Here is a 24,547-nt window from a genome sequence, read left to right as displayed (position 1 = left end):
ATTTCCTTTGCCCTGCCATAGGCCTTCTGTATAATCCGCGTCCGCGCCAGACGTCGGTAAACCCTTGATTTGGCGCCGTTTTGACCACCAAGGTCACCCCAATCCGCCCGTAGCTCAGCTGGATAGAGCGTCGCCCTCCGGAGGCGAAGGTCAGAGGTTCGAATCCTCTCGGGCGGGCCATATATAAAAAGGCCACCCAACGGGTGGCCTTTTTATATATCGTCCCAAACCCGAGGGCTTCGCCCAATTCCCAGGTTCGAGCCGGAGGTGGCAAAGCCACCGGAGACCAGCGACCGCAGGAAGCTAAGCCTCTCCCCACATGGGGAACGGATCACTCAACGTCTTCCAATACTCCTTGCCCCTGAGCAACTCATCCTCGCTCAACAAGCACTCGTCCAGCGCTTTGGTCATAGCCTGCTGATCCAAACCCTGCCCAATAAACACCAACTCCTGCCGCATATCACCAAAGGGCTCCACCCAGTTCTCTTTAATAGACGCCAGATAGGTTTCATCAGTTGGCCAGTTTTCTTTTGGTACCACCTTCCAGAACATACCCGCGTAACCGTAATGTGCGATGCCACCCGCCTGGCTCCACTGGCCAGCAAACTCCGGCCGGGTCGCCAACCAAAAATAGCCCTTTGAGCGAATGAGTTTGCCGTAGGTTTCCGTGTTGTGCAGGAGTTGATAAAACTTCTCCGGGTGGAACGGGCGGCGGGCTAGATAGCTGAAACTCCCGATACCGTACTCCTTGGTTTCAGGCACATGCTCACCGCGCATTTCTTTCAGCCAGCCCGGTGCCTGTTGTGCATGCTCGAAATTGAACAAGCCGGTGTTGAGCACATCATTCACGTCCACCTTGCCATTTTCGATAGGAATAACGCGGGCGCGGGTATTCAACGCCTTCAGGATCGCCGTCAAACGCTCCAGTTCAGACTGCTCAATCAAATCGGTTTTGCTTACCAACAACACATCGGCAAACTCAACCTGATCTATCAGCAGGTCCGCCACGCTACGCTCATCATCTTCCCCCAAAGACTCACCGGTTTCTTGCAGGTCTTTAGCCTCGTCATAGTCCTTGAGGAAGTTTGCCGCATCTACCACCGTAACCATGGTATCCAGGCTCGCCACATCGGATAGCGATACGCCGTCCTCATCGGCAAAGGTAAATGTTTCGGCAACCGGCAGCGGCTCGGAGATTCCTGTGGATTCAATCACGAGGTAATCGAATTTACCGTCGCGCGCCAACTTATTAATCTCGAGCAGAAGGTCCTCACGCAAGGTGCAACAGATGCATCCATTGCTCATTTCCACCAGTTTCTCTTCCTGATGACTGAGTGACACTTCATTCTTCACCGTCGCTGCATCGATATTGATTTCGCTCATATCGTTGACGATGACAGCAACTTTTTTGCCCTGCCGATTATTGAGGATGTGACTAAGCACGGTTGTCTTACCGGCACCAAGAAAACCTGAAAGCACAGTTACGGGTAAACGTTCCATCACAGCAGGCTCCAATCTAGCTAGTTACATTGAAATGTAGGATTCACAAAGAACCGTATGTTACAACATAACATTAAGCTTAAGCCATGCCTGACGGGAAGCTCATTAAACATGGGTGGTTTACCAAGCCAGCTACGCGATACCGGAATTGGCGGATATATCGACAGATATGCAGCGGGGATGAACCAAAGATACCCCTAGTGTCGCAGAGTGTTTGAAAACATATTCATCACTACCACGCCGATGATAATGAACGATATCCCTACGATTGCCGCCCAATCCAGCTTTTGATCGAAAACAACCAGCCCAACAATCGAAATCAATACGATCCCCAGGCCAGCCCAAATCGCATAAGCCACACCGACAGGGATCGTCTTCAGGACCAGCGAAAGAAAGTAGAAGGCAACGCCATAGCCAACAACCACGATGATACTAGGCGTAACCTTGGAGAATTCATCCGATGCCTTCAACGCAGTGGTTGCAACAACTTCCGCGATAATGGCAATTGCCAAATATAGATATCCCATATCATCCATCTCGTTATGACACTAAGGAAATGCCAGCATTAGTAATTCAGTCTATATGCCTGAGCTTTTTACCCGGCCTCGCAAGACCTCAAGAATTTTTGGCAGGTATTCGCGACATAGGATACCTGTGTGATTCATCAATTTTTGACTCAACAATGTCAAACACAACAATATTGCCATCGCCAGTACAGTCTCCCCAGTACCCAGAGCCTGGAAGCCAACCAGCCCCATCCCCCAACACACCAATGTCCACTGGATAATGTAGAGTGATGTCACATGGCGACTACAAAAACGAATCAATGGCATCGCCTTGGATAGATCAACTTTCTCGCACAGTAGGTGAGCAAGCCAGAACATCAGTAAGGTAAGGCCTAACAAGTATATGGCGCCACCCGGACCAAGATGGAAGAAATCGGCAAAGTGGTATTCGAAGTTATATGCGCACAAAGTGGCACCCAGAGCCGTCAATAACACACCTGCTGGCAGCATCCGCTTCAATGTCAACTTACGGATGCTTCTCTCTGAGTTGAGAAGACGCCCAAGTCCCATGCCGAATAAAATAAAGCTTATCCATGGAAATACTGGGAAGTACACATGGAAGTGGTCTGCGAACAGCAGATCCGCCACGTAGTGCCCCTGCTCCCATGGTGGCCGCCAGCCAGCGACCACCTTCGAAGTAACAATCACCATAAGACCCGCGAGCATGGGCGCCCATATACCACTGAGTAACCGCTTGCTCAGCCCAATGATTAGTAAAGACATTCCCGCCAACTGCAATATGTCCCCGGTAAGTACCAGATAACGCAGTTGACCAAAGGTAACAGGAGATTCCCATCCATAGGCCTGAATGAATGTTTCGGGCATGGTAACAAACACGCTGATTGGCACCACGAACTTCAGGGCGTTCATGCCAAACCCGAGGGCCAAAACCTGCAGCCCTCGCTTGAGCAGTGCAACACTGCTTGAGCGGCGCGACAACGTCATAGAAATACCCATGCACAGCAAGAATACCGCCGTACCCTTACCCATAAAGTGCACAACCTGGCCAAGCCAAGAACTGCTTTGCGTCGCGGTATCGGCATACATCCATAATGTGTGGACGCATACCATCATCATTACGGCGAGACCGCGCATCAAATCAATCGCAACAATGCGTGGCTGCCCATCCATGGTGCTCTGTGTCATGTCAGTTTCCTTGCTACACCGCTTGTTCAATTTCACTAGCCAATTCAGTGCGGGTTACCTCGCGGAACGGATAAATCGGGTTTTCCAATTCTCCAGCGAATTGCAGCAACTTGGAGGGGTCAGTGAGGTCTATCATCTGCTGGTTATCACGCAGCTGTAGACGATTCAGGCATGAATGCGCGAACCGCGGCGCGAACAAATCATACTGCGCATAGAGCGCAGAATATTCAGGATGCTGCGCCTGATAGCGCTGGATGCAGCGCGCGACGCAGCGCCAGAAATCGTCTGGCGAGAAGGCACAGTGTTCATACAAAATGCCACTCAGATAGCGAAAAAAGCAATCGAAAACATCAGTGAATATTGATAGTGGAATATGACCCTCCGGCACCTGTACCGAAATCCGTGCGACCTGCTCCGGAAGCTCCCGTTCACTATTAAGCAGGCAAATTTCCTCGCCAATATCCTTCATGAAAATGCTGACAGGCACATGGTCTTCCAATACCAGGATGACATTTTCTCCATGAGGCATAAAAACCAGCCGATAGGCATAGAGGCAGTGGAGCAGTGGGGTCAGATACGCATTGAGATAACGCTCTAGCCACGCTTGTGTCGACAGCCCGGATGCCTCAATCCAGCAACGCACCAGTGAATCGCCCTCCGGGTCGATGTGGAGTAACGCCGCCATCGTCGAAAGCTGCTGTCCTTCTTCGATGCGGCTTACAGGGCTTTCACGCCAAAGGCCTGCCAACAGTTTGCGATAGGGGTTTTTGTTATCAGGCAAACGTGCATATTCCGGACTGTTGTAACCCACTGCCGCTAGTTCACGTAGAACACGGAAACCACTCTGGCGCAGAGCATCATCGCTTTCCACCAATTGGTAGAGCCAGTCATTAATCGCTGGTGTGACCTGCATATAGGCAGCGGACAGACCCCGCATAAAGCCCATATTAAGAACCGACAGCGCGGTCTTCACATAATGACGCGCAGGTTGGCTCCGATTGAAAAAGGTCCGTATCGACTGCTGAGGCTGGTAACAATCACTACTTTCACCGAGATAGACAATATCCTGACGCGCGATATCGGCGGCAAACATCTGTACTAACTTGTTGGTCCACTGCCAGGGATGCACTGGAAGCAGCCAGTAGTCATCAATGCACAGATCAAGTGCCCGTAATTGCTGCCTGAAATCCTGCAGTGCGCTCGGGTCAAACTCCGACGCCAGTAGCGACTCATAGGATGAGGTAGCTGAGACACTGAATATTGCACGGCTACGGCGTGCCGCAATCCATACGAGGCGCATACTGGCTCCAGTTTCCGGAGCAAACTTGCGAAAGTCCTCCGCATCGAAACCGATTCGACCATTATTGGCAATAAACGCAGGATGCCCTTCGGTCATTGCAGCTTCCAGCACTTGGAAATCTGCGCTGCATAGCTGTTCTGCTGAGAGGTAACCTGGCTTGTGTTTATTCAGGCTACTGTATAGCGTCGCTGAAATCTCTTCGAGGTACACACTAAGCTTTTCTTCAGGTATACCCATCTGGGGATAGAATTCACTGGTGAAGGCAAGTGCGTCCAGCGGTGCATCCAGACCATCCACTCGTCGCCGAATACTATTCAGGTCAATCAAATAATGATCCAGCGGCAGGGTTTCGCCGGCAAATACATAGTCGACTGTGCCATCCGCCGAAGACAAGTGAAAAATCGCTACATTATCGGCGCCCTCAGCCACAACTTCGGCTTTCAGTACACGTTCGTGCAGTAATTCAGCAAGGCACTTTCGGACCAGTAAGCGGTTGACCTTGTCCCACGCCTGCAGCCCAATGGGTGATGCAGCAATACGCTGGACCGGTTCCCGCGATGGGTTATCACAGGCGATTTGAAAATTCTCCCGGGTACAAACCCCCAGCAGAGCCGTCTTTTCTTTCAGATCTACCGGTCCAGTATGCTGGAAGCCAAAGCGCCGATTGAGACGGTGAATTTTTTCGTTTCGAACATCGGGCTCTACGACGACACGGTGAACTTTAGGATCAGCAAACAGAAACTTCAGCACAGCATAGAACGCTACACTGGAGAATCCGGCTACCGGTGATTCGTTTGGCGCTAAAAGAATGTGCATGCCAATATCACCGGCCGCAGATTCATAGTGTTCGGCCAGTTCATTAAGTCCTGGGTCATACACTTCTATAATGAATGCAGGCTTCCCCTGCATCCAACCGACGTACGCCCCATTGCCTGGCTCAGACCAGTGCTTTTTGTAAAACTCTGCGACCTGGATTTTCGAATAGCCGCCCATCATCCAAAATTTTGCATAAGGCTTGGAGATCCACCCATGAATAAATTCAGCATCGCGTGTCGGGTTTAACACTTCAAATTCGATACTGCCAAGATTACTTGCGCAGGAAAAAATTGCGTTTCCAGTCTTCATGCGCCGGCCTCCGTTTGATTTACTTTCACGCTTTGATCACGCCTTATGTCAACGGCGAAGAATCGATAGAACACAACTGCAGTTATGAAAAAGCTAGCAACCGATAAAAGGAATGGGGTCGAGAGATTCACACGGGCAACAATTTCTCCTACCGCAAAGGAAGAGATAAGTACACCGAGATTCTGGCAAAGATGTACACGACTGAAATTTCTTGCGAAATCTTTTTTCTCACTGGCGTCAAACAGTAAGACCTCTAGGCGGACGGTAATCTGGAATAGACCCCAACCATAAACACAGCGACCCAAAATTATCCAGAATGGTTCGCCAACACCCTGTAGGCTTGCCCCTACGATGATCCAACCAAATGCGTAAGCAATTACTTGATAGTGATTCGGTCTTGGAAAACGCCGATTCAGCCAAATCCCCGCAAGCGCCACCCAGGCAGGTATGGAATACACCAGCCCGGCGAACAAGGTATTCACCACTTCATGTAAAGATTGCCAGTATTCGACAAAAAATGGGCGAATTAGAAAGGCGGAAAAATAGAATAGTAGTGATACCACGCCAAAACGGAATACTACTCCGGAAATATTTTTGGAAACCGGTGTGACAGCAGAATTACTCTCTTCATCCGGCACGCCGGCTTTTGATTCTGATTCGGCAGTAATACGCAGCGGTACCCGCATCCTGCGGATCAAGTAAATGCACACCAGGATCTGCAATATGTCCGAAGCTGGCATCACCAGGAAAACCGCTCGCGGTGATACATACTCCAATAGCGAACCGCCAAGTAATGCCCCAAAGATAGCGCCGAAATGCATCAGCACAGCAAACAAGCTGGCCACACCAAGATGCTTATCTTTTTCTTCAAGACGCATCACATACGGATAGATAAGCAGGTAACTGGCTTTGAACACCAGCATCAGCTGGGAGAACACCCAGAACAACACCAGAGATTCGGTAACAAAGCACGCCGCACCCATGATCGCTGCGGCAAACTGGGTATAAACCCACAAATGTAACTCATGGATACGTGTGGCGACTTTGGCCCAGAGAGGGAAAGTCACCATGACGGTAAAGCAGCACGCAGCAATATATATACCCACATGCCTAGCATCACCAACCCCAAACTCTTTAGAGAAAAATTCTGGATAAAATGGCAACAGCATGGTGTCGGCAATGACCGATACAACCGTTAGGCCGATCAGACAAAACTTCAGGCGCTGCATTTACTGGCCTCCGCGCGCGTTCGTACGGCTTTTACCGGGCGCGATAATTCGTCGCGGGCCGCATTTGCAATAGTGTCTTCAGTGAGATCTTTCGGCGGCTTCTGAGCAAGGCCCTGTAAAGCACCGAATTGCTGAAATGCAATCCTCTGCTCTATCGGATAAATTTCTTTACCTGCGAGTTCCCGAATCAGAATTGAATTTCGGTAAGCAGCCATACCGAGATCCGGCGCTGCAAACCCATGGGTATGCAATTCCGCATTTTGTACATAAATCTCTCCACCCTGTTTATCGATCGCGTAGTCTCTGGTTACCGCAAAACGTCCACTCGCGTCGTAGGCAATACGATCACGAATACCTTCGAGGAAAGCTGGCTCCTGGTAGGAATAACCGGTAGCGAGAACCACCGCAGAGGTATTCACCGAGTAATGCTGTGCTTGCTCATGGTGTTCGAAGGTCAGCTGAAAGTCAGGTGGTGAACACTGCAGTTCGGTAAGGGCACTATTGGTCAGAATATTGACGGGCGCACCGCCATCAGTGCCTTGATGACGGACACGACGCGCATAGAGCGTCTCAAAAATGCCATTAATCAAGTCGCCATCAATACCTTTGTATAGATTTTTTTGGCTTTTCCCCAGCGCGTCACGCTGCTCGGATTCCAGACCATAGAAGTAATCGATGTATTCCGGGGAAGTCATCTCCAGCGTCAGCTTGGTGTACTCAAGCGGGAAAAAGCGAGGTGAACGGGTTATCCAATTCAGGCTATGCGCATGGTCATCCATCTGCGCGAGCAACTCATGAAATATCTCTCCGGCGCTCTGGCCGCTACCAATAACAGTAATACTGTCCAGATCTTGCAGCCGAGCTTTGTGTTTCAGGAATTCACCGGAGTGTAATACATTGTCGCTGGAGGCAAAGGCTTCCTGGCACTGTTCAGGAATCGTTGGGCTTGGACCGGTTCCAAGAACTAATTTCTTCGCCCGATAGCACTCCTGACGTGGCGCGGAGAGAGAACCGACGTAAACGTTATAGTGTTCAGCGATGTCGTCATACACCACTTCCGTAACGGTCTTCTGCCACAGAATATTTTTACACTGCTGAGCCGCCCACTGACAGTACTGATTGTACTCTTGCCGTAATAGGAAAAAGTCTTCACGGATATAAAATGAATAGATTTGACCAAGCTGCTTAATGTAATTCAGAAAGCTTAGTCGGTGGGTTGGGTCGGCAAGTGTCACCAAGTCTGACATAAATGGCGTTTGTAGGTGGACACCATCCAGCATCAGCCCGGGATGCCAATCAAAGCAATCCCGCTGTTCGAGAAACAAGCCTCGTAAATGTGGAACATCCTGTGTCAGGCAGGCCAAACCCAAGTTAAATGGGCCAACACCAATACCGATAAAATCGTAAACAGATTGTGTGTTATAAGATTTATCTGAATTTAAATTGGGAATTGATTCATTCATATTAATAAGCCTCCGTGCTCTGTGCGCGCGATGTCGCACCAACGGCGTTGAGCATCTTCTCTTCCGCCCCCAGTGCATCACCTGTGGATATTATCGTTTCGAGTACAGAACTGATTGCTTCTAGCTCTGTCGATGGATTCAGTAAAGTGAATTTGAGATATACACAGCCATCGATTTTCGTAGACGCAATCATGGCGCGCCCACTATTTGTCAATGTTTTGCGGATGCTGCTATTGATTCGATTTTGTTGCTCAATGTCTTGTGGATTGTCCGTTGTATATCGGAAGACAAGAGTGCTCATCTGGGGTGGCTGTGCGAACTCAATAGATTGCTCTTCGGCGAAACGATGATATACCGCTGCGGCCATATCAATAACATGCGTGAATGCGTCACCGATCGCGGAGGCACCGTGGCGACGTAGCGAAAACCAAAGTTTCAACGCATCAAAGCGGCGAGTCGTTTGTAGGCTTTTACACACCAGGTTGGGAGTACCCTCTTCGCTTTGACTAAGGGGGTTCAAGTAATCTGCATGGTAGGTAATACAATCAAGGTGACTGTGATTGCGAGCAATGAATGCGCTACATGCAACTGGCTGCAAAAATGATTTGTGATAGTCCACAGTGACAGAGTCAGCGAGATCAATACCCTCAATACGCGAACGGTACTTTTCGCTCACCAATAGGCCACAACCATAAGCGGCATCCGCATGCAACCAGAGCTGGTATTGACGACATAGCGCGGAAATATCTTCAATCGGATCAATGCTGCCAAAGTCTGTGGTGCCCATGGTCGCCACCACCGCTATAGGTATTTCACCTCGCTCTCTTGATGCAAGTAACGCAGCGGCGAGTGCGCGGGGATCCATGCGGAACTGAGTATCTACCGCAACAGGAATCACCGCGTCGAAGCCAAGGCCAAGTAATGCAGCGGACTTTTGGATACTGAAGTGGCTAACCGAGGAGGTGAAAATACGGAATTTCGCAGCTTCTAGCGGCAATCCTTGTGTCTGTACCCGGTGCCCTGAGAAGTGCGCTTCACAATAGTGGTCCCGGGCCAACAGCATTCCCATCAAGTTGGATTGTGTTCCACCACTGGTAAATACACCATCAGCTTTACCAGGCTCAAATCCGATGCGTGAGAGTGTCCAGTCCACCAGTTTTTGTTCGATTAGCGTTGCACCGCCACTCTGATCCCAAGTGTCCACTGCGGTGTTAAACGCGGCTTGCAGTAACTCGGCGGCGATGGATTCGATCAGTACCGGCGGGTTCAGGTGTGCCAAGTAATCTGGATGATGGAAGTACACAGCATCGCGTAGATACAAACGCGAAATTTCCTGCAATACCGCACCAAGATCGTCCAGCGGCTGCTCCAAGTCGACCGCACGAAACTCCTTAGCGAGCTGAGCCGGTGAGATTCCTGAAAATGGTTGCTCAACACTGCCAAGTGTCTTGCCAACCAACTGCGTAACCGCCGTGATTGCCGAATTTAACGAAGCTTGATTTGCGTCATTAAACAATGACGGCTGTATCCCCAGACCAGACTGCCTGTGCGTTTCGCCAGTCGGTATAGCCCCAGAGTTCATATGGTTATTCACACCCTTCTCCTTGGTTTGAGATAGGATGCGAACGATAACGATTATTATTTACATTACAAGCGGCAACAGGAGTTTTGTGGAAAATTGTGCGCCAGTTTTACAAACTGTTGATTTTTGATACGAATAGCTGGGCTTTTGATCTTTGGGAGTGGGCCAGATCGAAAGAGACGGGTGGTGGGTGTCAGCAGGAAGCGAGTGCGACGGTAAGGTTTTGCGACGAGTTTGTAGTTCCGGCGCCGATGCATGCCTTAACGGTATTGTGGCGATTGAATGCGTAACACAGGTAAGAAGTACAATTCTCGTCCTTCGGTGAAAAGCCAGGCACTACTTGCTAAATTCTGTCGGCCGCTCCAGCTCATAAACAGAATCTGCCAACTCATCCACCTTCTTGGAGAACAGTGCCTGCGCGTCGTAGAGACCGCGATTATAGAAATATGCCCCAATCTCCTCGGCGAAGAAGTCGATAAGAAACTCCGCGTCAAAATTTCCAATATCTTGATCCAGCTCCTCAGTGAAGTAGATCTTTACTTTTTGGACAATCTGCCGTTTTTCTTCTTCAGAAAATTTTAGTTTTTCCATCTTTCCTTTTCATATCTATCAAAGCAGCCAAGAGGCGGAAATTAATTAAAATTATTCGGATTTCAGTTTTCACTAGAGGCACACAGCATATACGCGAATAATACCGATATCACATCTTCATCGATATTCCTCGTTAGCGGATTCTTTTCAAGCGAATAAACTGGTAAATTACTTGGCAATAGCAGCCGTCAGAGCCCGCTAATATAAATAACAAGCCCCTACGCCAGAGAGAATATGTAATAAATTCAAATACATATGAGGCGTACCGTGTTCAAACATATTTCTCTGTGGCGCAATAGTGCCACGCTAATTTCTTTATTTGTCGCCCTTTATGGGAGCCAAGCGCAAGCTGCTGTCGATTGTTCGGCGATGGCCGACTACAGTCCCGGTGCGGTCGCTACGGGCGAGCAAATCCGGCATAACGGCGCCGCGTTCGAATGCACCGTTGCCGGCTGGTGTAATACCGGCGGCCCCTATGAGCCAGGTGTTGGTTGGGCGTATAGCAGCGCATGGTTCGATCTGGGTAGCTGTGCTGTGGGCTCTGGCTCGTCTAGCTCCTCCTCTAGTTCTTCCTCTAGCTCTAGCAGTTCTTCCAGCTCGAGCAGCTCATCAAGTTCTAGTTCATCCTCGAGCTCAAGCAGTTCATCATCGTCCAGCTCTTCCAGTTCTGGCAGCTCCTCCGGCGGCGGTGGCTGCGAACCAGCTTGGGATAGCGCTGAGGTATACACCGGCGGTGACGTGGTGGGCCATAACGGGAGCCTGTACCGCGCCAAGTGGTGGACCCAAGGTGAGAATCCAGACACTGCGGCTGTGTGGGAATTACAGGGATCTTGCTCTTCAAGCTCGTCATCCAGTTCCAGCTCCTCGTCCAGTAGCTCTTCGTCTAGCTCCTCAAGCTCCAGTTCCGGCTCAAGTAACTCATCGGGCTCGTCCTCCTCATCGGGTGGCAGTAGCGGCTTTGTCTATTACAACGATTTTCAAAAGCACCCAGTCGGCCCCTATTCAGCAAGCATGTTCGAGAGCGACTGGGGCTTCAGTCCGAATACATCCGCCGGCGTCGCCGATGGGCGGCTGAATATTGTCAGCGACCCCTACGATAGCAATAACGCCATATTACGCGTGAGCTATACGGAGAACGCCGTGGGTGGTAGCTCCGCCTCGGTATTTACTTATCAAATACCGGATGCGCCACACAGTAACTTATGGTTGCAATACCAAGTCATGTTTGACGACCAGTTTACCTGGGTAAAGGGTGGCAAGTTGCCGGGGCTCGGCGGCTATGTAATCAAGAAGCCTACCGGTTGCCTTGCGAACAGCGAAATCGACGGCTTCAGTGGCCGCTTTATGTGGCGTGAGTCCGGGCATGTGTTCCAGTATTTGTACAACCCCAGCAAGCGTGAATACTGCGGTGACTACTCCAGCCTCTATCGCTTCTTTAGCGTTGGCCGCTGGCACACCATTACCAGCCATGTTGAACTCAATTCGGTTGGCGGAAACGATGGAAAGATCACCGCCTACCTCGACGGCGAGCTGGCTCTGGAGCTGACAGGCCTTAACCTGCGCACCGACGAATCTGTGAGCATCGATAAACTACTGTTCGAAACCTTCTTCGGTGGCAGCAGTAGCGAGTGGATGCCAAGTTCACAGCAGTACAGTTATTTTGACAACATCGTTATTAGCACTACAAGCCCGTTAAATTTTGTCGCCACCACCCCGGATAACGGCACCTATGAAGGTCCCCACCCGGCGCCGGGCTACATCGAGTGGCAGGTGGACACAGGCTATGATGAAAATAACCTGGTTTATGCGATAGATACCGATGGGACCCACCACTACTATCGTGCGCGCTACGGTATTGCGGCCAACAAAAGTCCACTAGATAACTCGCTGCCGGAAAATTATGTTGGAATCTATAGTCCGGAACGCTTGGATAATGGCGCCCCATGGGTGGAGTTGAACTCGCCTGAATAACCAACAGTGTAATTGGAAAGGAAGATTGTTTTTTGTTGACCGCGGACAGTCTTGCCGACTGCTCGCGGTTTCTGACGCTATTTGCTGGTTAAGTGCGTTCCATACCACGCGATTTCCACAACGCTTTACTGAAACCAGAAGCACCAAAAATGGAAAAACCACCAATCACTATTTCTTTTACCGTAGCTATTTGCAACATCACTGTTTCGGTATAGTTACTATTGTTTGTATATTTCCTATCTAAGAAACGAGCACGCTACGTCCAGTAATTGATTAGGCTGGAATTGCCCTTACAGAATTTAGATACACGTGGCTATATGCGATTTTACGAAGGAAAGCGAGCTATTAGCTTCTTGATGTCTGCGCGACCAGACCAACCACGCCACCCAGAAGTGAATGCTATAACTGATGCAACAACTAGCATGGGCCACTCCCCATAAATCAGATGTGTTGCGATGGCGCCTAGCATGAGTACAGCAAGACATAGTGAAGCAAGTGCGGATACCCGGGGAGCGAGTAGTCCAACCGCGCCTGCCACCTCAAGGAGGCCAATGGTATACATGAAAGGCAGGGAGTAACCCCAACGCTCAAATGCTTCAACCTCGAATGGCAATGATAATAATTTTGCACCACCTGAAAGAGTGAAAATCAGGGCGAGAGAATAAATTGTAATTCGTATGAGCATTTAGGAGTCCATTAACGCCTATGTAACAGGCATTTTTTGTGTAGCGGAGTTTTGCGGTATAGTGGCGAAGCCACCGCAAAACGGAGCGAAGCAAAAAATGTCCTGTTGACATATTTGTTATGAGTTTTCTGCATTTTTTCTAATACCACCTAAGAGCTTCGTTAAATGGCTATACATATATTCTGGTATATCGCTTTTGTGCTGCTCAGTAATTTGCATTAAAGGATTAATTAGATCTAAACCAATAGTTTTTCTTGACTCAATAGCCAAGTCTATTTCAGATAACTTGGCTGTAACTTGTGCGCATTCACGAAGATTATTTATCACCGCACAAACTGTAGGGAGAACTTGAGCAATTGAGCCATCACCGGGGCAGTCTACGACTATTCCCTTGTACTCCTCTAACACATCGTCTTCTTTTACCCAACAATAGCAATAGTCAGCACCATATTCAGAGGAAAGATACATGTACCATATACCCTTAACCTGATAGGGAAATACAAGTGATTCTAATTTCCACCACCCATCATTCCAATGAAAGCCAATAGCTGAATCATAAATATCTAAGTAGTGACTCAAGTTTAAAAGAATACTTTCAGCTGCTTTAAGAGATAGAGCATTTGGACCATCTTCTTTACCTGCAACATATATCGTGACATCTGAGTATTCAGCGTTCTCAAAATATTGCTCGAAACAACCATCTACCGCTACTAGATTATCAATTTCAACTTTCCAGCAGTGTTCAAGAATATCCTCGTGAACAAAGTCTTCTTCGAAGCTTCTAGTTCGTACTAATTTTTGCAGAAAACTCTTCATCTCTTATTTACTCATAACGCCGCCGGCAGGGGCAGCTTACCTTGTGCGCATTTTGCGCGAAAATAGGAGCACAGCGACCTGCGCAAAAGGTGCACAAGGTAAGCTGTCCCGCGGAGGGCCGTAGGCCCATAGCTATTTGCCCGGCTTTGTTATGTTTTGGCATCCACCAGCGCTACAAAAGACTACCGTGTCATTTTCGATACTTACTGAACCCTCACTCAAACTACTTCCATGCCTGAAATCTCTCGCCAAAACTACCCCTTCAAGAATTTCTGGCTCGCCTAATGAAAGCTTAACGTACTTAACGGGCTCGAATTCCGTGATGATCAAGAATTGATTTGTTCCATCCCACATCTGCTGTGAGTAATAGCCGTAGTATTTCCCATTCAATTCAACATACGAATGAAGAATTGCTTCATCGTCATTTTGCCACGGATCACACCCTTGAAGCAGAAGCAGGAATAGCGGTACTAAATACTTCATGACTCCACCGAAAAACATAACAGTTTATTAATGAGCCACTGGCTCTATATCCGCTTGGCTTCTATTTCTGGAGCCAAGATAAATTTGTGATTATAAAATGCGTCGTTTTCAGTAGGTTATATGTTTTAGATCATATAGCAACCAGTAAAAGTGAGCCATTGGCTCAAGTCGGCTGTTTCAGCCTCTGGCTCTTGATCAGTTTTTCGCGCTAATTAAATCAATAACTTGGAGAAAAATACTCTTAGATGCGCGCGCCGGCTCTTTAATTCGGGCCTTGACAGCCATAAAGTACAATTCAGTACTGTATGTATATACAGCAAAGGATTGCTTTAATGGATGACGTTAGACCACGCTTACCACAAAATTCAGATAAATTTATACCTAGTGTCCGCCGACATATACGTGAGTCGGGCCTCGCTTATCGCACAGAGCAAACATACATCCATTGGATAAAGCGATTCATTCATTATTACAAATTGCGTCATCCGCAGGAAATTAGCCTCGGCGAAGTTGAAGCTTTCCTCAGTTATTTATCGGTCGATTGCAATTGTTCGGTTAATACCCAACGTATAGCGCTCAATGCACTTGTCTATCTCTACAAGCGATTTCTTGGGGTTGACACTTCCAACATCGGCTTCACACCAGCGCGTCAATATCGACGCCTGCCGGTGGTTTATAGTCGCGAAGAGATCAAAGCAATCGTTTCTAGACTGAAAGGGGTTTACCGGCTACAGGTGGAATTGATGTATGGCTCCGGGCTCAGGTGTGCTGAATTGCTATCTCTCAGGGTCAAGGACATCGATTTTGGCAGTAATAATGTCTTCGTGCGCGCTGGAAAAGGAAACAAAGACCGCACGACGATACTTCCGCAGGGCTTAATCTCTCAACTCCATAAACAGATTCAACATGTAGAACTTATCCATGCCGGTGATATTGAAGATGGATATGGTGATGTTTATATGCCGGATGCGTTGGAGCGTAAATACCCCGCTGCGGCTGGCACCACTGCGTGGCAGTTTCTTTTTCCGGCATCGCGGGTTGCTCCATGCCCACGTAGCGGTGTTATCAGGCGGCACCATTTGCACCCTTCCGCTCTCGCAAAGCAGTTACGGCGCGCCGTACGTGAAGCCGGCGTCAAAAAGCCACCTAGGGCACACGCGTTTCGGCATAGCTTTGCCACGCACCTGTTAGAAGTTGGTTATGACCTCAGGACAATTCAGGAGTTACTAGGGCACTCTGATATTGCGACAACGGAGATCTATACGCACGTAGTCAATCGCGGTGGTAAAGGGGTGCTCAGCCCTGTAGATAGATTATAAGCCTAAGAAGATACGGAGCTCTTCAGATCAGTTTACTTGTGAAGGATCAGAAGAACTCCGTATCGCTATCGAACCAGTTGCGATCTCGCAGTTACTGCGCTGAGGTTTCCGCGGCGACCGGCGCAGTGCTCGGGAAGGTTACTTTTTCCCCGGAAAAAACCTTGCGTAGCAACGGCAACCCACGGCGTAAGCCGAGGATACTCTGGGCAGTGATTACACCCCCAAACATGGCGCCGCCAACGCCACAGCTAACAATGTCCTGCCCGGTAAGATACAAACCTTTGATGCGTGTTTTTGGTCGCAACCAGCTCTGCTGCCAGCGCGACGGCCCGTGTTGCAAGCCATAGATCTCGCCGGTGCCGTACGCACAGAAGTGTTTTGTGGATAGCGGTGTGGACAGTTCGTAGTAGTCGATCTTGTCGCGCAGGTGTGGGAAATGGGTGAAAAGTTTCTCCAGCATGCGTCGGCTGAATTTTTCTTTTAGCGCCTCGTATTCTTCACCGCGTTTACCCCAGGTCTCCTCTTCCCATTGCTTGAACCATTCGTAGCGCGCCGGGGTGACGATTTCAATGGTGGCGCGCCCGGGGTAGCGGCGCAGGAAGTCGGGGTCTTTTGCTGAGGGGAATGAGATATAGGCGAGGGGGAAATCCGCTTCCATATCTTCCACAAAGGCTTTTACGTCGCGATCGTATTCTGCGCTGCTGTAGACCCAGTAGTTGGTCTTGGGTAGCCCCAGCTCTTCGGCGGTATGCTGCAGGCCGATATACAGGCACAGGTGTGACATCGAGGGTTCAACCGACTTGAGATCACGGTCGTAGCCGGCGCGCTCGGAGGCACTGTGCGGCAGCAGTTGTTCGAAGGTGTTGAATACACCGGCACCGGAAATAACGATGGGCGCTTCGATTTCGGTACCGTCTTTCATGCGCACGCCGCGGGCGCGGTTGCCGTCCAGTAGAATGGTTTCCACTTCTGCGTAGGTAAATACCTCGCCGCCGGTGGACTGGATTTGCGGAATAATCGTTTCGGCAATTCGGCTGGAACCGCCCACCGGGTAATAGGCACCGTGCAGGTAATGGCGGGCAATCATTGCGTGAATCACAAAGCTGCTTTCCGACGGCGGCATGCCGTTGTCACCCCACTGGCCAGTTAACACCGCAATCAACTCTTCGTTGTCGGTGAGTTCCAGCAAGACTTCGCGGGTGGTTTTAAATACGTAATCGGGTAACCGCCAGCGGCGCAGGGCGCGCATCATTGGCCCGCACCAGCGTGGCAACACCTTTTCCGTTACCAGCATCGGCATAAAGCGGTTGGCTTCCGCCAGGCGCTTGAGATATTCACGCAGCGCGGTTTCTTCGTTGGGAAAACGCTTGAGCAGTTCCTGAATAAACTCCTCGCGGCCGGCGACCAGGTCGGATTGTTTGTCGCCGTGAATAATCCGGTCGTAGGCCGGGTCCATGGGCGCCCACTTGAGGGCACCGGCGGAGAGAAAATCGTAGAGGTGGCGACTCATGGAGGGGCGGTCGCCCACATCGCCAATGTAGTGCACCCCCACGTCCCATTCGTAACCGTTGCGGTCATAGGCGTGGGTCATACCACCGGCGGTGTAATGCTGTTCCAGTACAAGTACCTTTTTGCCGGTCGCACTCAGCAGTGTGCCGGTGGTCAGCCCACCAATGCCGGAGCCAATAATGATGGCATCGTAGGGGCTCTCCAGGCGACTGGGTCGATAGCGCCGGCCTATTCGCAAGCGGCTGGGCTTGGGCGCCGACTTGGATGTCGATTCGGCTTTGGACCCGGGGGCAGATTCTTGGGTCTCGGGTTGCTGGCGTTCCACGGTTGTTTCCACGGCAGTGGACCTCTGTCTGATTATAGTTATTCGTCCCCCACCTTAGTCATTGCCAATCCCTGCTGCAATGGCCGCTTTCTATCAGCTGGGTTGGCCAATTCCGTAATACGTTGTCATTCACCCGGCAGCATTGTGGTCAGCTGTGCAAGGCGATCTTCCTGCTTCACATAATCCAGCAGCGCCTCGGCCACCGGGGAAATCGGGCGGCTGCGCGAGCGCACCAGAAACCAGTTGGTTTTGATCGGCATGTCTTCCACATCGAGTACCACCAGGCCGGAGGAGTCACCCACGCTCAGGGCGTGCTCGGACAGGATCGACACCCCCATGCCCGACATCACCATATGCTTGACCGCCTCGTTGCTTTCGATGGTCATGCGCACATTCAGGTCGCAGTTGTGTTTTTCCATATGCCGCTCAATGGCATAGCGGGTACCGGAGCCCTGTTCGCGCATCAGCACCGGCGCGCGGGCAAATTCCTGCAGGGGGATACGGCCGGCCTTGCTTAAGGCATGCCCATGCGGGGCGATGGCCATCAGGTTATTGGGCAGGAATTCGGTGAGCAGGTATTCGGCTTTCTTGGGTGGGTGGCTGAACACACAGAAATCGTCGATGCCCTCGGCCATGCGCGCGGAAATCTGCTCGCGGTTACCCACCTTCAGCTCCACGTTGATATCCGGATACAGCTGGCAGAAATCGCCGATCAGGTGCGGAATAAAGTACTTGGCGGTGGTGACCACGGCGATGCGCAGGGTACCGGCAGTCAGCCCGCGCATCTTGGTGAGATTCATATCCAGGCGTTCAAAGCACGAGAGAATTTCCCGCGCACTGGCGACCACCGCAAGGCCCGCATCGGTCAGCTGGATCTGCCGGCCCACCTGGAAATACAGCGGCATCCCCACCGCTTCCGACAGCTTGCGCAGCTGCATGGATACCGTGGGCTGGGTCAGGTGCAGGGCCTTGGCGGCGGCCATCACGCTGCCGTGATCCTTGAGCGCACACAGGATCTCCAGCTGGCGGATGGTCCCCACACGGGCGTGTAATCGACTCATCGGCGCCACTCTCCTCGTCTTTGGATATATAGACATTTATCTAATTTACCCTTAGATAATATCTATTTTTGTTTATGCATAACAGATCACATACTTACCGCCAATTCAGCATCGGTCACACCTCTCACAGGGTGCAACAACGACTAAGAGGGTAAGCAATATGCAAAAACAGCAACGGATGTTTGGTCTTTTCTGCGGCGCCACGGTTCTCGGCCTGGGCGCAGTACTCGCCACGGTCGGCATTATCGGCTGGGCGCTGGCGGCGGTGGGTGTGGGCCTGTGCCTGCTCAATGTCGCGAGCCTGATTGTGCCAGCGGTCAAACGGGCCCGCGCCGTACCGGCGCGCCTGCCCTATCTCGCGAGTTCAGCGCCAGCCGGTGAGGGTGCACGCTAAATGGGCATCGATATTGTTGTAGCGTTCTTCCTGTTCGGTATGGCCGCCACGCTGATCGGCGGCCGTATTGAATTCCCGCGGGGGCTATACCAGGGCCTGACCCTGTTCCTGCTTCTGGCGATCGGTTTAAAGGGCGGCGTCGCCTTGAGTGAGCATGCCAGCGCGCGCCTTATACCCCAGGCGTTGGTGGTACTCCTGCTGGGGCTGGCGCTACCTTTTATTGCCTACCCCATCTTGCGCAAGTTTGGGCAGTGGGACCGCACGGATGCGGCGGCGACGGCGGCGCATTACGGCTCCGTAAGTGTTGGGACCTTCGCCGTCGCGGTGGCACTGCTGGAGAGCCGCGGTGTCGATTACGAGGCGTATTTCCCGCTGTTTGTCGTGCTGCTGGAAGTGCCCGCCATCGCCCTTGGCATCTATCTGGCCAGCCGCCGCGGCGCCGAGGCATCGGCACTTAACTGGCGCAGCCTGTTGCTGAACCAGGGCTGTGTCTTGCTGCTGGGCGGCCTGCTGATCGGCTGGCTGGCGGGTGTCGAGGGGAGCGCGAAGGTCATGTCGATGTTCGAGACCGCCTTCCACGGTGCGCTGGCTCTATTCCTGCTGTATATGGGTTGCCAGGCCGCGCGATATTTCCCGGAAGTGGTGCGCAACGGCGCCTTCCTCACCAGCTTTGCCATCGTCATGCCGCTAATAGGCGCGGCCGTTGGTGGTCTGCTCGCAGTGAGCATGGACTTCTCCACCGGTGGCGTTGCGCTGCTAGCAACGCTCGGCGCCAGCGCCTCGTATATCGCGGCACCGGCGGCACTGGGCGTCGCCCTGCCGAAAGCCAACCTGAGCCTGCCACTGACCGCATCACTGGCGATCACCTTCCCGTTCAACGTGTTGATCGGCATCCCCATCTATCTCTCGATCGCCACATACATTCACACGCAGTTCGCGTAAGCAATTCCAAAAAATGCGTTAAGCCCCGAGCGCCTTGCGTGCCCGGGGCGATCATGGAGGACAAACAGCAATGACTGCTGTACGAAAATTTATTGAGCACGAATCTTTCGGCGGGATACTGCTGGTTTCCGCCGCTCTCATCGCCATGCTGCTGGCGAACTCGGCACTGCAAGGGTTTTACTTCGACGGACTGAACACCACCGTCGCGGTGATCTTCGGGGACTTCTCGATCCAGAAGCCGCTGCTGCTGTGGGTCAACGATGGACTGATGGCGCTGTTCTTCCTGCTCGTCGGATTGGAGATAAAGCGCGAAGTACTGGAGGGCCACCTGTCTTCCAGAGACCAGGTGATACTGCCCGGCCTGGCGGCAGTCGCCGGCATGGCGTTCCCGGCCCTTATCTACACTGCAATCAATTTTGATAACCCGGAAACCATGCGCGGCTGGGCCGTACCCTCGGCAACGGATATCGCCTTTGCCATCGGTGTCTTCACCCTGTTCGGCAAACGCCTTCCGGTGAGCCTGAAACTGTTTCTGCTATCGGTGGCGATTTTTGACGACATCGGCGCCATCCTGATTATCGCGCTGTTTTACAGCAGCGATCTTTCCATGGTGTCGCTGGGCGTGGCCTCCGCAGGCTTTGCGGCGCTGTTTATGCTGAACCGGGCGCGCGTGACCAACTTGGCCCCCTATGTGTTAATCGGAATCATCATCTGGATTGCGGTACTGAAATCCGGGGTGCACGCAACGCTCGCCGGCTTCTTAACCGCTTGGTTTATCCCACTGCGGGTCAACCGTGCCAAGCCGCGCGTACCACTGCACCGTATGGAACACGGCTTGCTGCCGTGGGTGACGTTAATGATCTTGCCGGTTTTTGCCTTCGCCAATGCCGGCGTATCCCTGAGTGGTTTTTCCCTCGAGCGCCTCTTGAACCCAGTGACCCTTGGCATCGCCCTCGGATTGTTTTTCGGCAATCAGGTGGGAATCTTTTCCACCGCGTGGCTGACCGTTAAGAGCGGCCTCGCCCGCCTGCCCGCCGGCGCCAACTGGCTCCATGTATACGGCGTCGCACTGCTGTGTGGTGTCGGTTTCACCATGAGTCTGTTTATCGGCACCCTGGCCTTTGAAGGGTACCCGCCCGCGTATCAGGAAAATGTAAAAGTGGGCGTGTTACTCGGCTCCTTCCTGTCAGCGTTTGCCGGTATTGCGGTGCTCTATTACTCCTGCCGCAAACCGGCAGAGGAAGGATTGAGCCGCAACGAACAGCGCGCCGGAATTTTCCAGGCGTCATCCGCTGGCAAAGCGTAACCGTACAAACTTAAGGAGGTTGCAGTACCGAAAAGTCAGGCATAAACACACAGCGAACAGTGACTGTTGCGGCGACCTGTTTGTGCCTGAACCACCACATTAAGCTTTAACTGTGTAAGTGCAGCTCAACATATCGATTGAGTCGCCGAGGGAGGCAATATGAATCTGCAGATCATCTCGCTGGAAGGACAGACGTACTTGGTAAACACCATCGATGAGAACGGTGTTCATCCGCTGGAGGACCGCAATAAAAGGCCCATGCAGTTTCATTGCCTTGAGGAAATCAAGGATTACCTGAACCCCCGCGCCTACGATGAAGTGTGGCTGGAGCAGCGCACGCCCTACGAAGAAATGTGTGGACTCGGGGACGATACAGGGCCGCTCAGGGTACAGCTGCACTGGAGCTGATCTTCCGCAGCAACCTTGCCATCTCGATCGTTTAGCAGTGAAACCAAACCTTCTTACCGCAAATACACGGCGCTAACTTTTAGCACCGTGTTTTGCTTAATTGGGTTCACTCTTCGCTGTTGATTTCCATCCAGGCCTCGTCGGCCTTGCTGATATTGCCTGCGGTATCCCTTTCCCAGATTTCAAACGACTTTGCATTGTTGTTCAGGTACAGCTTGCCATCGATGATGACCCAGCTGTCCGGGCGCGGCGGCGCTTCAAAACCCTTGGACATGGCGTAGGCACAGTGACCGCCGTAAGCAGGCACGTACTTTGCAGGGTCTGCGGCAAACAGATTGCGGTTTTCTCTTGTGGCGAAGCGCCAGGTCACATCGCCCCATTCATAGGTGATGCTGGCGGAACCTTTTACCGCCTTTTCACCAGGCTTGAGGCTGTAATAGGCAACAACGTCGGCGCCCTTGAGCGCGTCGCGGAAGAAGTGGGAGTAGACATTCTTGTCGGAGGAGATCGCCGCGGACTGCACGGGGCTCGCTTTGGGCTGGCTGTCATCGGCCAGAGCGAATGCAGAAATGATTCCTAGACATGCGGCGAGAGCGGTACGTAGCAACATAAAACATCCTTGAGTATGTGTTCAAAGTATTTTTATAGGCTTTGGGTACGTAACTAGATCACCCGCTTCGAGTGTACGGGAAAAGTACGTTTTGGGTAGAGGGTCGTGACCGGATTATTGACGCGCCGGGGAATCAATTGCGGTGATAGGAAGGCTTGTTACGACAAGGCGAGTAGCACATTCGTCCGTTTTTCTGGCTGCCTCATGGAAGGAGGACGACCAACCCACGAAATACGCTCGGCGGGAGTCGCCACCTTTTGCTATACCTAGCAATTGAATGACAAGACCGGTATTTTCTGTGGGTAACGCGGAACTTTTTGCGACGGTCTGATGTATAAATTCTGACCAACTAATAAATCGACGAACCAAAATCACAAAATAAGCACAGGTTCCTACAGGAACCGTTGAGGAAAGAACAATGCTTCCCCATCTTCAGCTGAAACGCAGTCGTCTCTGGCATACCGGGCCATTACTGGCAGCGCTGCTTGCACTCGGCGGTTGCGGCGCGCCCAGCGATTCCGGCACCGAAACCAATAAGCAAGCGGCGGTCAAACTAGACCCAACCAAGCTTGCCGCTGACCAGACCCTGGTACGCGGTGGTGGTTCTGAACCAGAGACCCTCGACCCACACAAGATCTCCGGCACGCCCGAGTCAGCTATCTTGCGCGACCTGATGGAGACTCTGGTAATCGCATCTGCCGATGGCGGTGTGCGCCCGGGTGTCGCTGAGAGCTGGGAGACCACCGACAACCAGCATTACTTCTTTAAGATCCGTGAAGACGCCAAGTGGTCCAATGGTGACCCAGTCACCGCAGAAGATTTTGTGTATTCATGGCAACGAATCCTCGATCCAAAAACCGCATCCAAGTACGCCTGGTACCTGGCCGCAGGCAAGGTGAAAAATGCCCAGGACATTACCGAAGGCAAGCAACCTCCGGAAAGCCTCGGTGTAGAGGCGGTAGACGCAAACACCTTAAAGGTTTCCCTAGAAGCACCGGTTCCCTACTTCGTCTCCATGCTGGTGCACGCCTCCACCTCGCCGGTTCACAAGGGTACCGTTGAGCAATATGGCGACCAGTGGACCCGCGTCGGCAACTTTGTCGGCAACGGCGCCTTCCGGCTGACCGAGTGGGTGGTGAATGAACGCATTGAATATGTAAAAAATGAACACTACTGGGATGCTGACAATGTAAAGCTGCAAAAAGTGCGCAGCCTTCCGATCCAATCACCGAACGCTGAACTGAAACGCTACGAGGCGGGCGAGATTGACTTTACTTTCGATGTGCCTATCGAGCACATTAACCGCCTACGTAAGGAGCGCGGTGACGAGGTAAGATCCGCACCCTATATCGGTACTTACTACTACGAATTCAACACCACCCAACCGCCGTTCAACGATTCTCGAGTACGCCGCGCTCTGGCCTATGCAATTGACCGCGAGATCATGGCGAACAAGGTGATGGGCCGTGGCGAAAAGCCATCATTCCACCTGACCCCGGGTATCGTAACTGGTTTTGATGCGCCGCCCACTGCGTGGAGCCAGAAATCCCAGGCCGAGCGTGTTGCCGAGGCCAAAGAACTGCTGGCGGAAGCCGGCTTCAACGAACAAAACCCGCTCAAGTTTAGCGTGCTCTATAACACTAACGACAACCACAAGAAGGTTGCGGTAGCGATCACCGCCATGTGGAAGCAGACTCTGGGCCATGTGGATGTCACTCTGGAAAACCAGGAGTGGAAAACCTATCTGGACACCCGCGCCAATACCGACTTTGATATTGCCCGCGCGGGCTGGATCGGCGACTACAACGAGCCGTCCACCATGCTGAAACTGTTGCTGACCGACGGCGGCAGTAATTACTCAAAGTACAGCAATCCAAAGTACGATGAGCTGTTTGCGAAAAGTGCCAAGGAACTGGATGTCAACAAGCGTGCGCAATACTACGCGCAAGCCGAGGAGCTTCTTGCCCAAGATATGCCAATCGCCCCCATCTATCAGTACGTTACCCAACACATGGTTAAACGCCATGTGGGTGGCTATGCTCCGGACCCACTGGATAACTACTACTCCAAGGACATGTGGATCATCGAGCACTAATTGATTAAAAGCCCGGGAACCCGCTGTGGTTCCCGGGCTTTTTCAATTCCAGGGGAACCCAAAGTTCCCAAGAGGTATGGAAGCGCTTCAGAACAAGTACGTTCCAAACTAAAGCTATAAC

The 24,547-nt window shown here is 51.7% G+C and carries 22 protein-coding genes and 1 tRNA gene; 8 read left to right on the top strand and 15 right to left on the bottom strand.

From position 1 onward, the window contains the following. The first annotated feature begins 103 nt into the window (after positions 1 to 103). Positions 104 to 180: transfer RNA gene (locus tag Mag101_RS00910), tRNA-Arg, on the top strand. Positions 181 to 303: 123 nt separating this feature from the next. Here Mag101_RS00910 and zigA read toward each other — a convergent pair. The 9 genes from zigA to Mag101_RS18085 form a co-directional block, all read right to left on the bottom strand. Continuing rightward, entirely contained in the window at positions 304 to 1,503 is a 1,200-nt protein-coding gene (gene zigA / locus Mag101_RS00905; RefSeq protein ID WP_269466561.1) for a zinc metallochaperone GTPase ZigA, read from the bottom strand. Between the two features lie 194 nt (positions 1,504 to 1,697). Then, positions 1,698 to 2,027, bottom strand: a complete 330-nt coding sequence (locus Mag101_RS00900) for a DMT family transporter (protein ID WP_077407956.1) — start codon at positions 2,025 to 2,027, stop codon at positions 1,698 to 1,700. Between the two features lie 51 nt (positions 2,028 to 2,078). Beyond that, positions 2,079 to 3,212, bottom strand: a complete 1,134-nt coding sequence (locus Mag101_RS00895) for a heparan-alpha-glucosaminide N-acetyltransferase domain-containing protein (protein WP_077399501.1) — start codon at positions 3,210 to 3,212, stop codon at positions 2,079 to 2,081. A 13-nt stretch (positions 3,213 to 3,225) separates the two neighbouring features. Further along, positions 3,226 to 5,637, bottom strand: coding sequence for a GNAT family N-acetyltransferase (locus Mag101_RS00890; protein WP_077399498.1), 2,412 nt, complete (start codon positions 5,635 to 5,637; stop codon positions 3,226 to 3,228). Further along, a complete protein-coding gene (locus tag Mag101_RS00885) occupies positions 5,634 to 6,866 on the bottom strand; it encodes an MFS transporter (protein WP_077399496.1) in 1,233 nt (410 codons plus the stop codon). Before Mag101_RS00885 ends, Mag101_RS00890 begins: the two co-directional genes overlap by 4 nt. Further along, the gene (locus tag Mag101_RS00880; RefSeq protein ID WP_077399493.1) at positions 6,854 to 8,329 is read right to left on the bottom strand and encodes a lysine N(6)-hydroxylase/L-ornithine N(5)-oxygenase family protein; all 1,476 of its coding nucleotides are present in this window, start codon (positions 8,327 to 8,329) and stop codon (positions 6,854 to 6,856) included. Before Mag101_RS00880 ends, Mag101_RS00885 begins: the two co-directional genes overlap by 13 nt. A 1-nt stretch (position 8,330) precedes the next feature. Then, complete coding sequence (locus Mag101_RS00875; RefSeq protein ID WP_157520077.1) at positions 8,331 to 9,923, bottom strand: pyridoxal phosphate-dependent decarboxylase family protein; 1,593 nt, start codon at positions 9,921 to 9,923, stop codon at positions 8,331 to 8,333. 324 nt (positions 9,924 to 10,247) lie between these two features. Beyond that, the gene (locus Mag101_RS00865; RefSeq protein WP_077399484.1) at positions 10,248 to 10,502 is read right to left on the bottom strand and encodes a DUF2164 domain-containing protein; all 255 of its coding nucleotides are present in this window, start codon (positions 10,500 to 10,502) and stop codon (positions 10,248 to 10,250) included. A gap of 473 nt (positions 10,503 to 10,975) precedes the next feature. Beyond that, a complete protein-coding gene (locus Mag101_RS18085; RefSeq protein WP_232325235.1) occupies positions 10,976 to 11,230 on the bottom strand; it encodes a hypothetical protein in 255 nt (84 codons plus the stop codon). A 283-nt stretch (positions 11,231 to 11,513) separates the two neighbouring features. Between Mag101_RS18085 and Mag101_RS18075 the strand changes: the two genes are divergently transcribed. Further along, a complete protein-coding gene (locus Mag101_RS18075) occupies positions 11,514 to 12,473 on the top strand; it encodes a polysaccharide lyase (protein WP_232325234.1) in 960 nt (319 codons plus the stop codon). A 325-nt stretch (positions 12,474 to 12,798) separates the two neighbouring features. On the opposite strand, the gene Mag101_RS00855 is transcribed toward Mag101_RS18075, so the two are convergent. From Mag101_RS00855 to Mag101_RS00845, 3 genes are all read right to left on the bottom strand, one after another. Then, positions 12,799 to 13,158, bottom strand: a complete 360-nt coding sequence (locus tag Mag101_RS00855) for a DoxX family protein (protein ID WP_077399478.1) — start codon at positions 13,156 to 13,158, stop codon at positions 12,799 to 12,801. A 117-nt stretch (positions 13,159 to 13,275) separates the two neighbouring features. Further along, on the bottom strand, positions 13,276 to 13,974 hold the full coding sequence (locus Mag101_RS00850; protein WP_077399475.1) for a hypothetical protein: 699 nt from the start codon (positions 13,972 to 13,974) through the stop codon (positions 13,276 to 13,278). 132 nt (positions 13,975 to 14,106) lie between these two features. Further along, positions 14,107 to 14,457, bottom strand: coding sequence for a hypothetical protein (locus Mag101_RS00845; RefSeq protein WP_157520074.1), 351 nt, complete (start codon positions 14,455 to 14,457; stop codon positions 14,107 to 14,109). 332 nt (positions 14,458 to 14,789) lie between these two features. Between Mag101_RS00845 and Mag101_RS00840 the strand changes: the two genes are divergently transcribed. Next, positions 14,790 to 15,776: an integron integrase gene (locus Mag101_RS00840; protein WP_077399468.1), complete on the top strand. Its 987-nt coding sequence runs from the start codon at positions 14,790 to 14,792 to the stop codon at positions 15,774 to 15,776. A 91-nt stretch (positions 15,777 to 15,867) separates the two neighbouring features. Here the strand turns inward: Mag101_RS00840 and Mag101_RS00835 are convergent, their stop codons facing one another. Both Mag101_RS00835 and Mag101_RS00830 read right to left on the bottom strand, forming a co-directional pair. Further along, positions 15,868 to 17,610 carry a phytoene desaturase family protein gene (locus Mag101_RS00835; protein WP_077399465.1) on the bottom strand — a complete coding sequence of 581 codons (1,743 nt, stop codon included), beginning with the start codon at positions 17,608 to 17,610 and terminating at the stop codon, positions 15,868 to 15,870. Between the two features lie 125 nt (positions 17,611 to 17,735). Next, a complete protein-coding gene (locus tag Mag101_RS00830; RefSeq protein ID WP_077399462.1) occupies positions 17,736 to 18,671 on the bottom strand; it encodes a LysR family transcriptional regulator in 936 nt (311 codons plus the stop codon). 160 nt (positions 18,672 to 18,831) lie between these two features. Here Mag101_RS00830 and Mag101_RS00825 point away from each other — a divergent pair, with 160 nt between their 5' ends. The 4 genes from Mag101_RS00825 (at position 18,832) to Mag101_RS00810 (ending at position 21,721) form a co-directional block, all read left to right on the top strand. Continuing rightward, positions 18,832 to 19,065 carry a hypothetical protein gene (locus tag Mag101_RS00825; RefSeq protein WP_077399459.1) on the top strand — a complete coding sequence of 78 codons (234 nt, stop codon included), beginning with the start codon at positions 18,832 to 18,834 and terminating at the stop codon, positions 19,063 to 19,065. Continuing rightward, positions 19,066 to 20,007, top strand: a complete 942-nt coding sequence (locus tag Mag101_RS00820; RefSeq protein ID WP_077399456.1) for a sodium-dependent bicarbonate transport family permease — start codon at positions 19,066 to 19,068, stop codon at positions 20,005 to 20,007. Between the two features lie 70 nt (positions 20,008 to 20,077). After that, positions 20,078 to 21,313, top strand: a complete 1,236-nt coding sequence (gene nhaA, locus Mag101_RS00815) for a Na+/H+ antiporter NhaA (protein WP_077399453.1) — start codon at positions 20,078 to 20,080, stop codon at positions 21,311 to 21,313. Positions 21,314 to 21,472: 159 nt separating this feature from the next. Continuing rightward, positions 21,473 to 21,721: a DUF6482 family protein gene (locus Mag101_RS00810; protein ID WP_077399450.1), complete on the top strand. Its 249-nt coding sequence runs from the start codon at positions 21,473 to 21,475 to the stop codon at positions 21,719 to 21,721. 106 nt (positions 21,722 to 21,827) lie between these two features. On the opposite strand, the gene Mag101_RS00805 is transcribed toward Mag101_RS00810, so the two are convergent. Continuing rightward, complete coding sequence (locus tag Mag101_RS00805) at positions 21,828 to 22,331, bottom strand: YHS domain-containing (seleno)protein (RefSeq protein WP_077399447.1); 504 nt, start codon at positions 22,329 to 22,331, stop codon at positions 21,828 to 21,830. Between the two features lie 418 nt (positions 22,332 to 22,749). On the opposite strand from Mag101_RS00805, the gene Mag101_RS00800 reads away from it, so the two are divergent. Next, positions 22,750 to 24,426 carry a peptide ABC transporter substrate-binding protein gene (locus Mag101_RS00800; RefSeq protein ID WP_077399445.1) on the top strand — a complete coding sequence of 559 codons (1,677 nt, stop codon included), beginning with the start codon at positions 22,750 to 22,752 and terminating at the stop codon, positions 24,424 to 24,426. The last annotated feature ends 121 nt before the right edge of the window (positions 24,427 to 24,547 follow it).

This window comes from Microbulbifer agarilyticus (assembly GCF_001999945.1).
Classification (GTDB): Bacteria; Pseudomonadota; Gammaproteobacteria; order Pseudomonadales; family Cellvibrionaceae; genus Microbulbifer; species Microbulbifer agarilyticus_A.
This window is presented reverse-complemented; position numbering and strand designations above follow the sequence as displayed.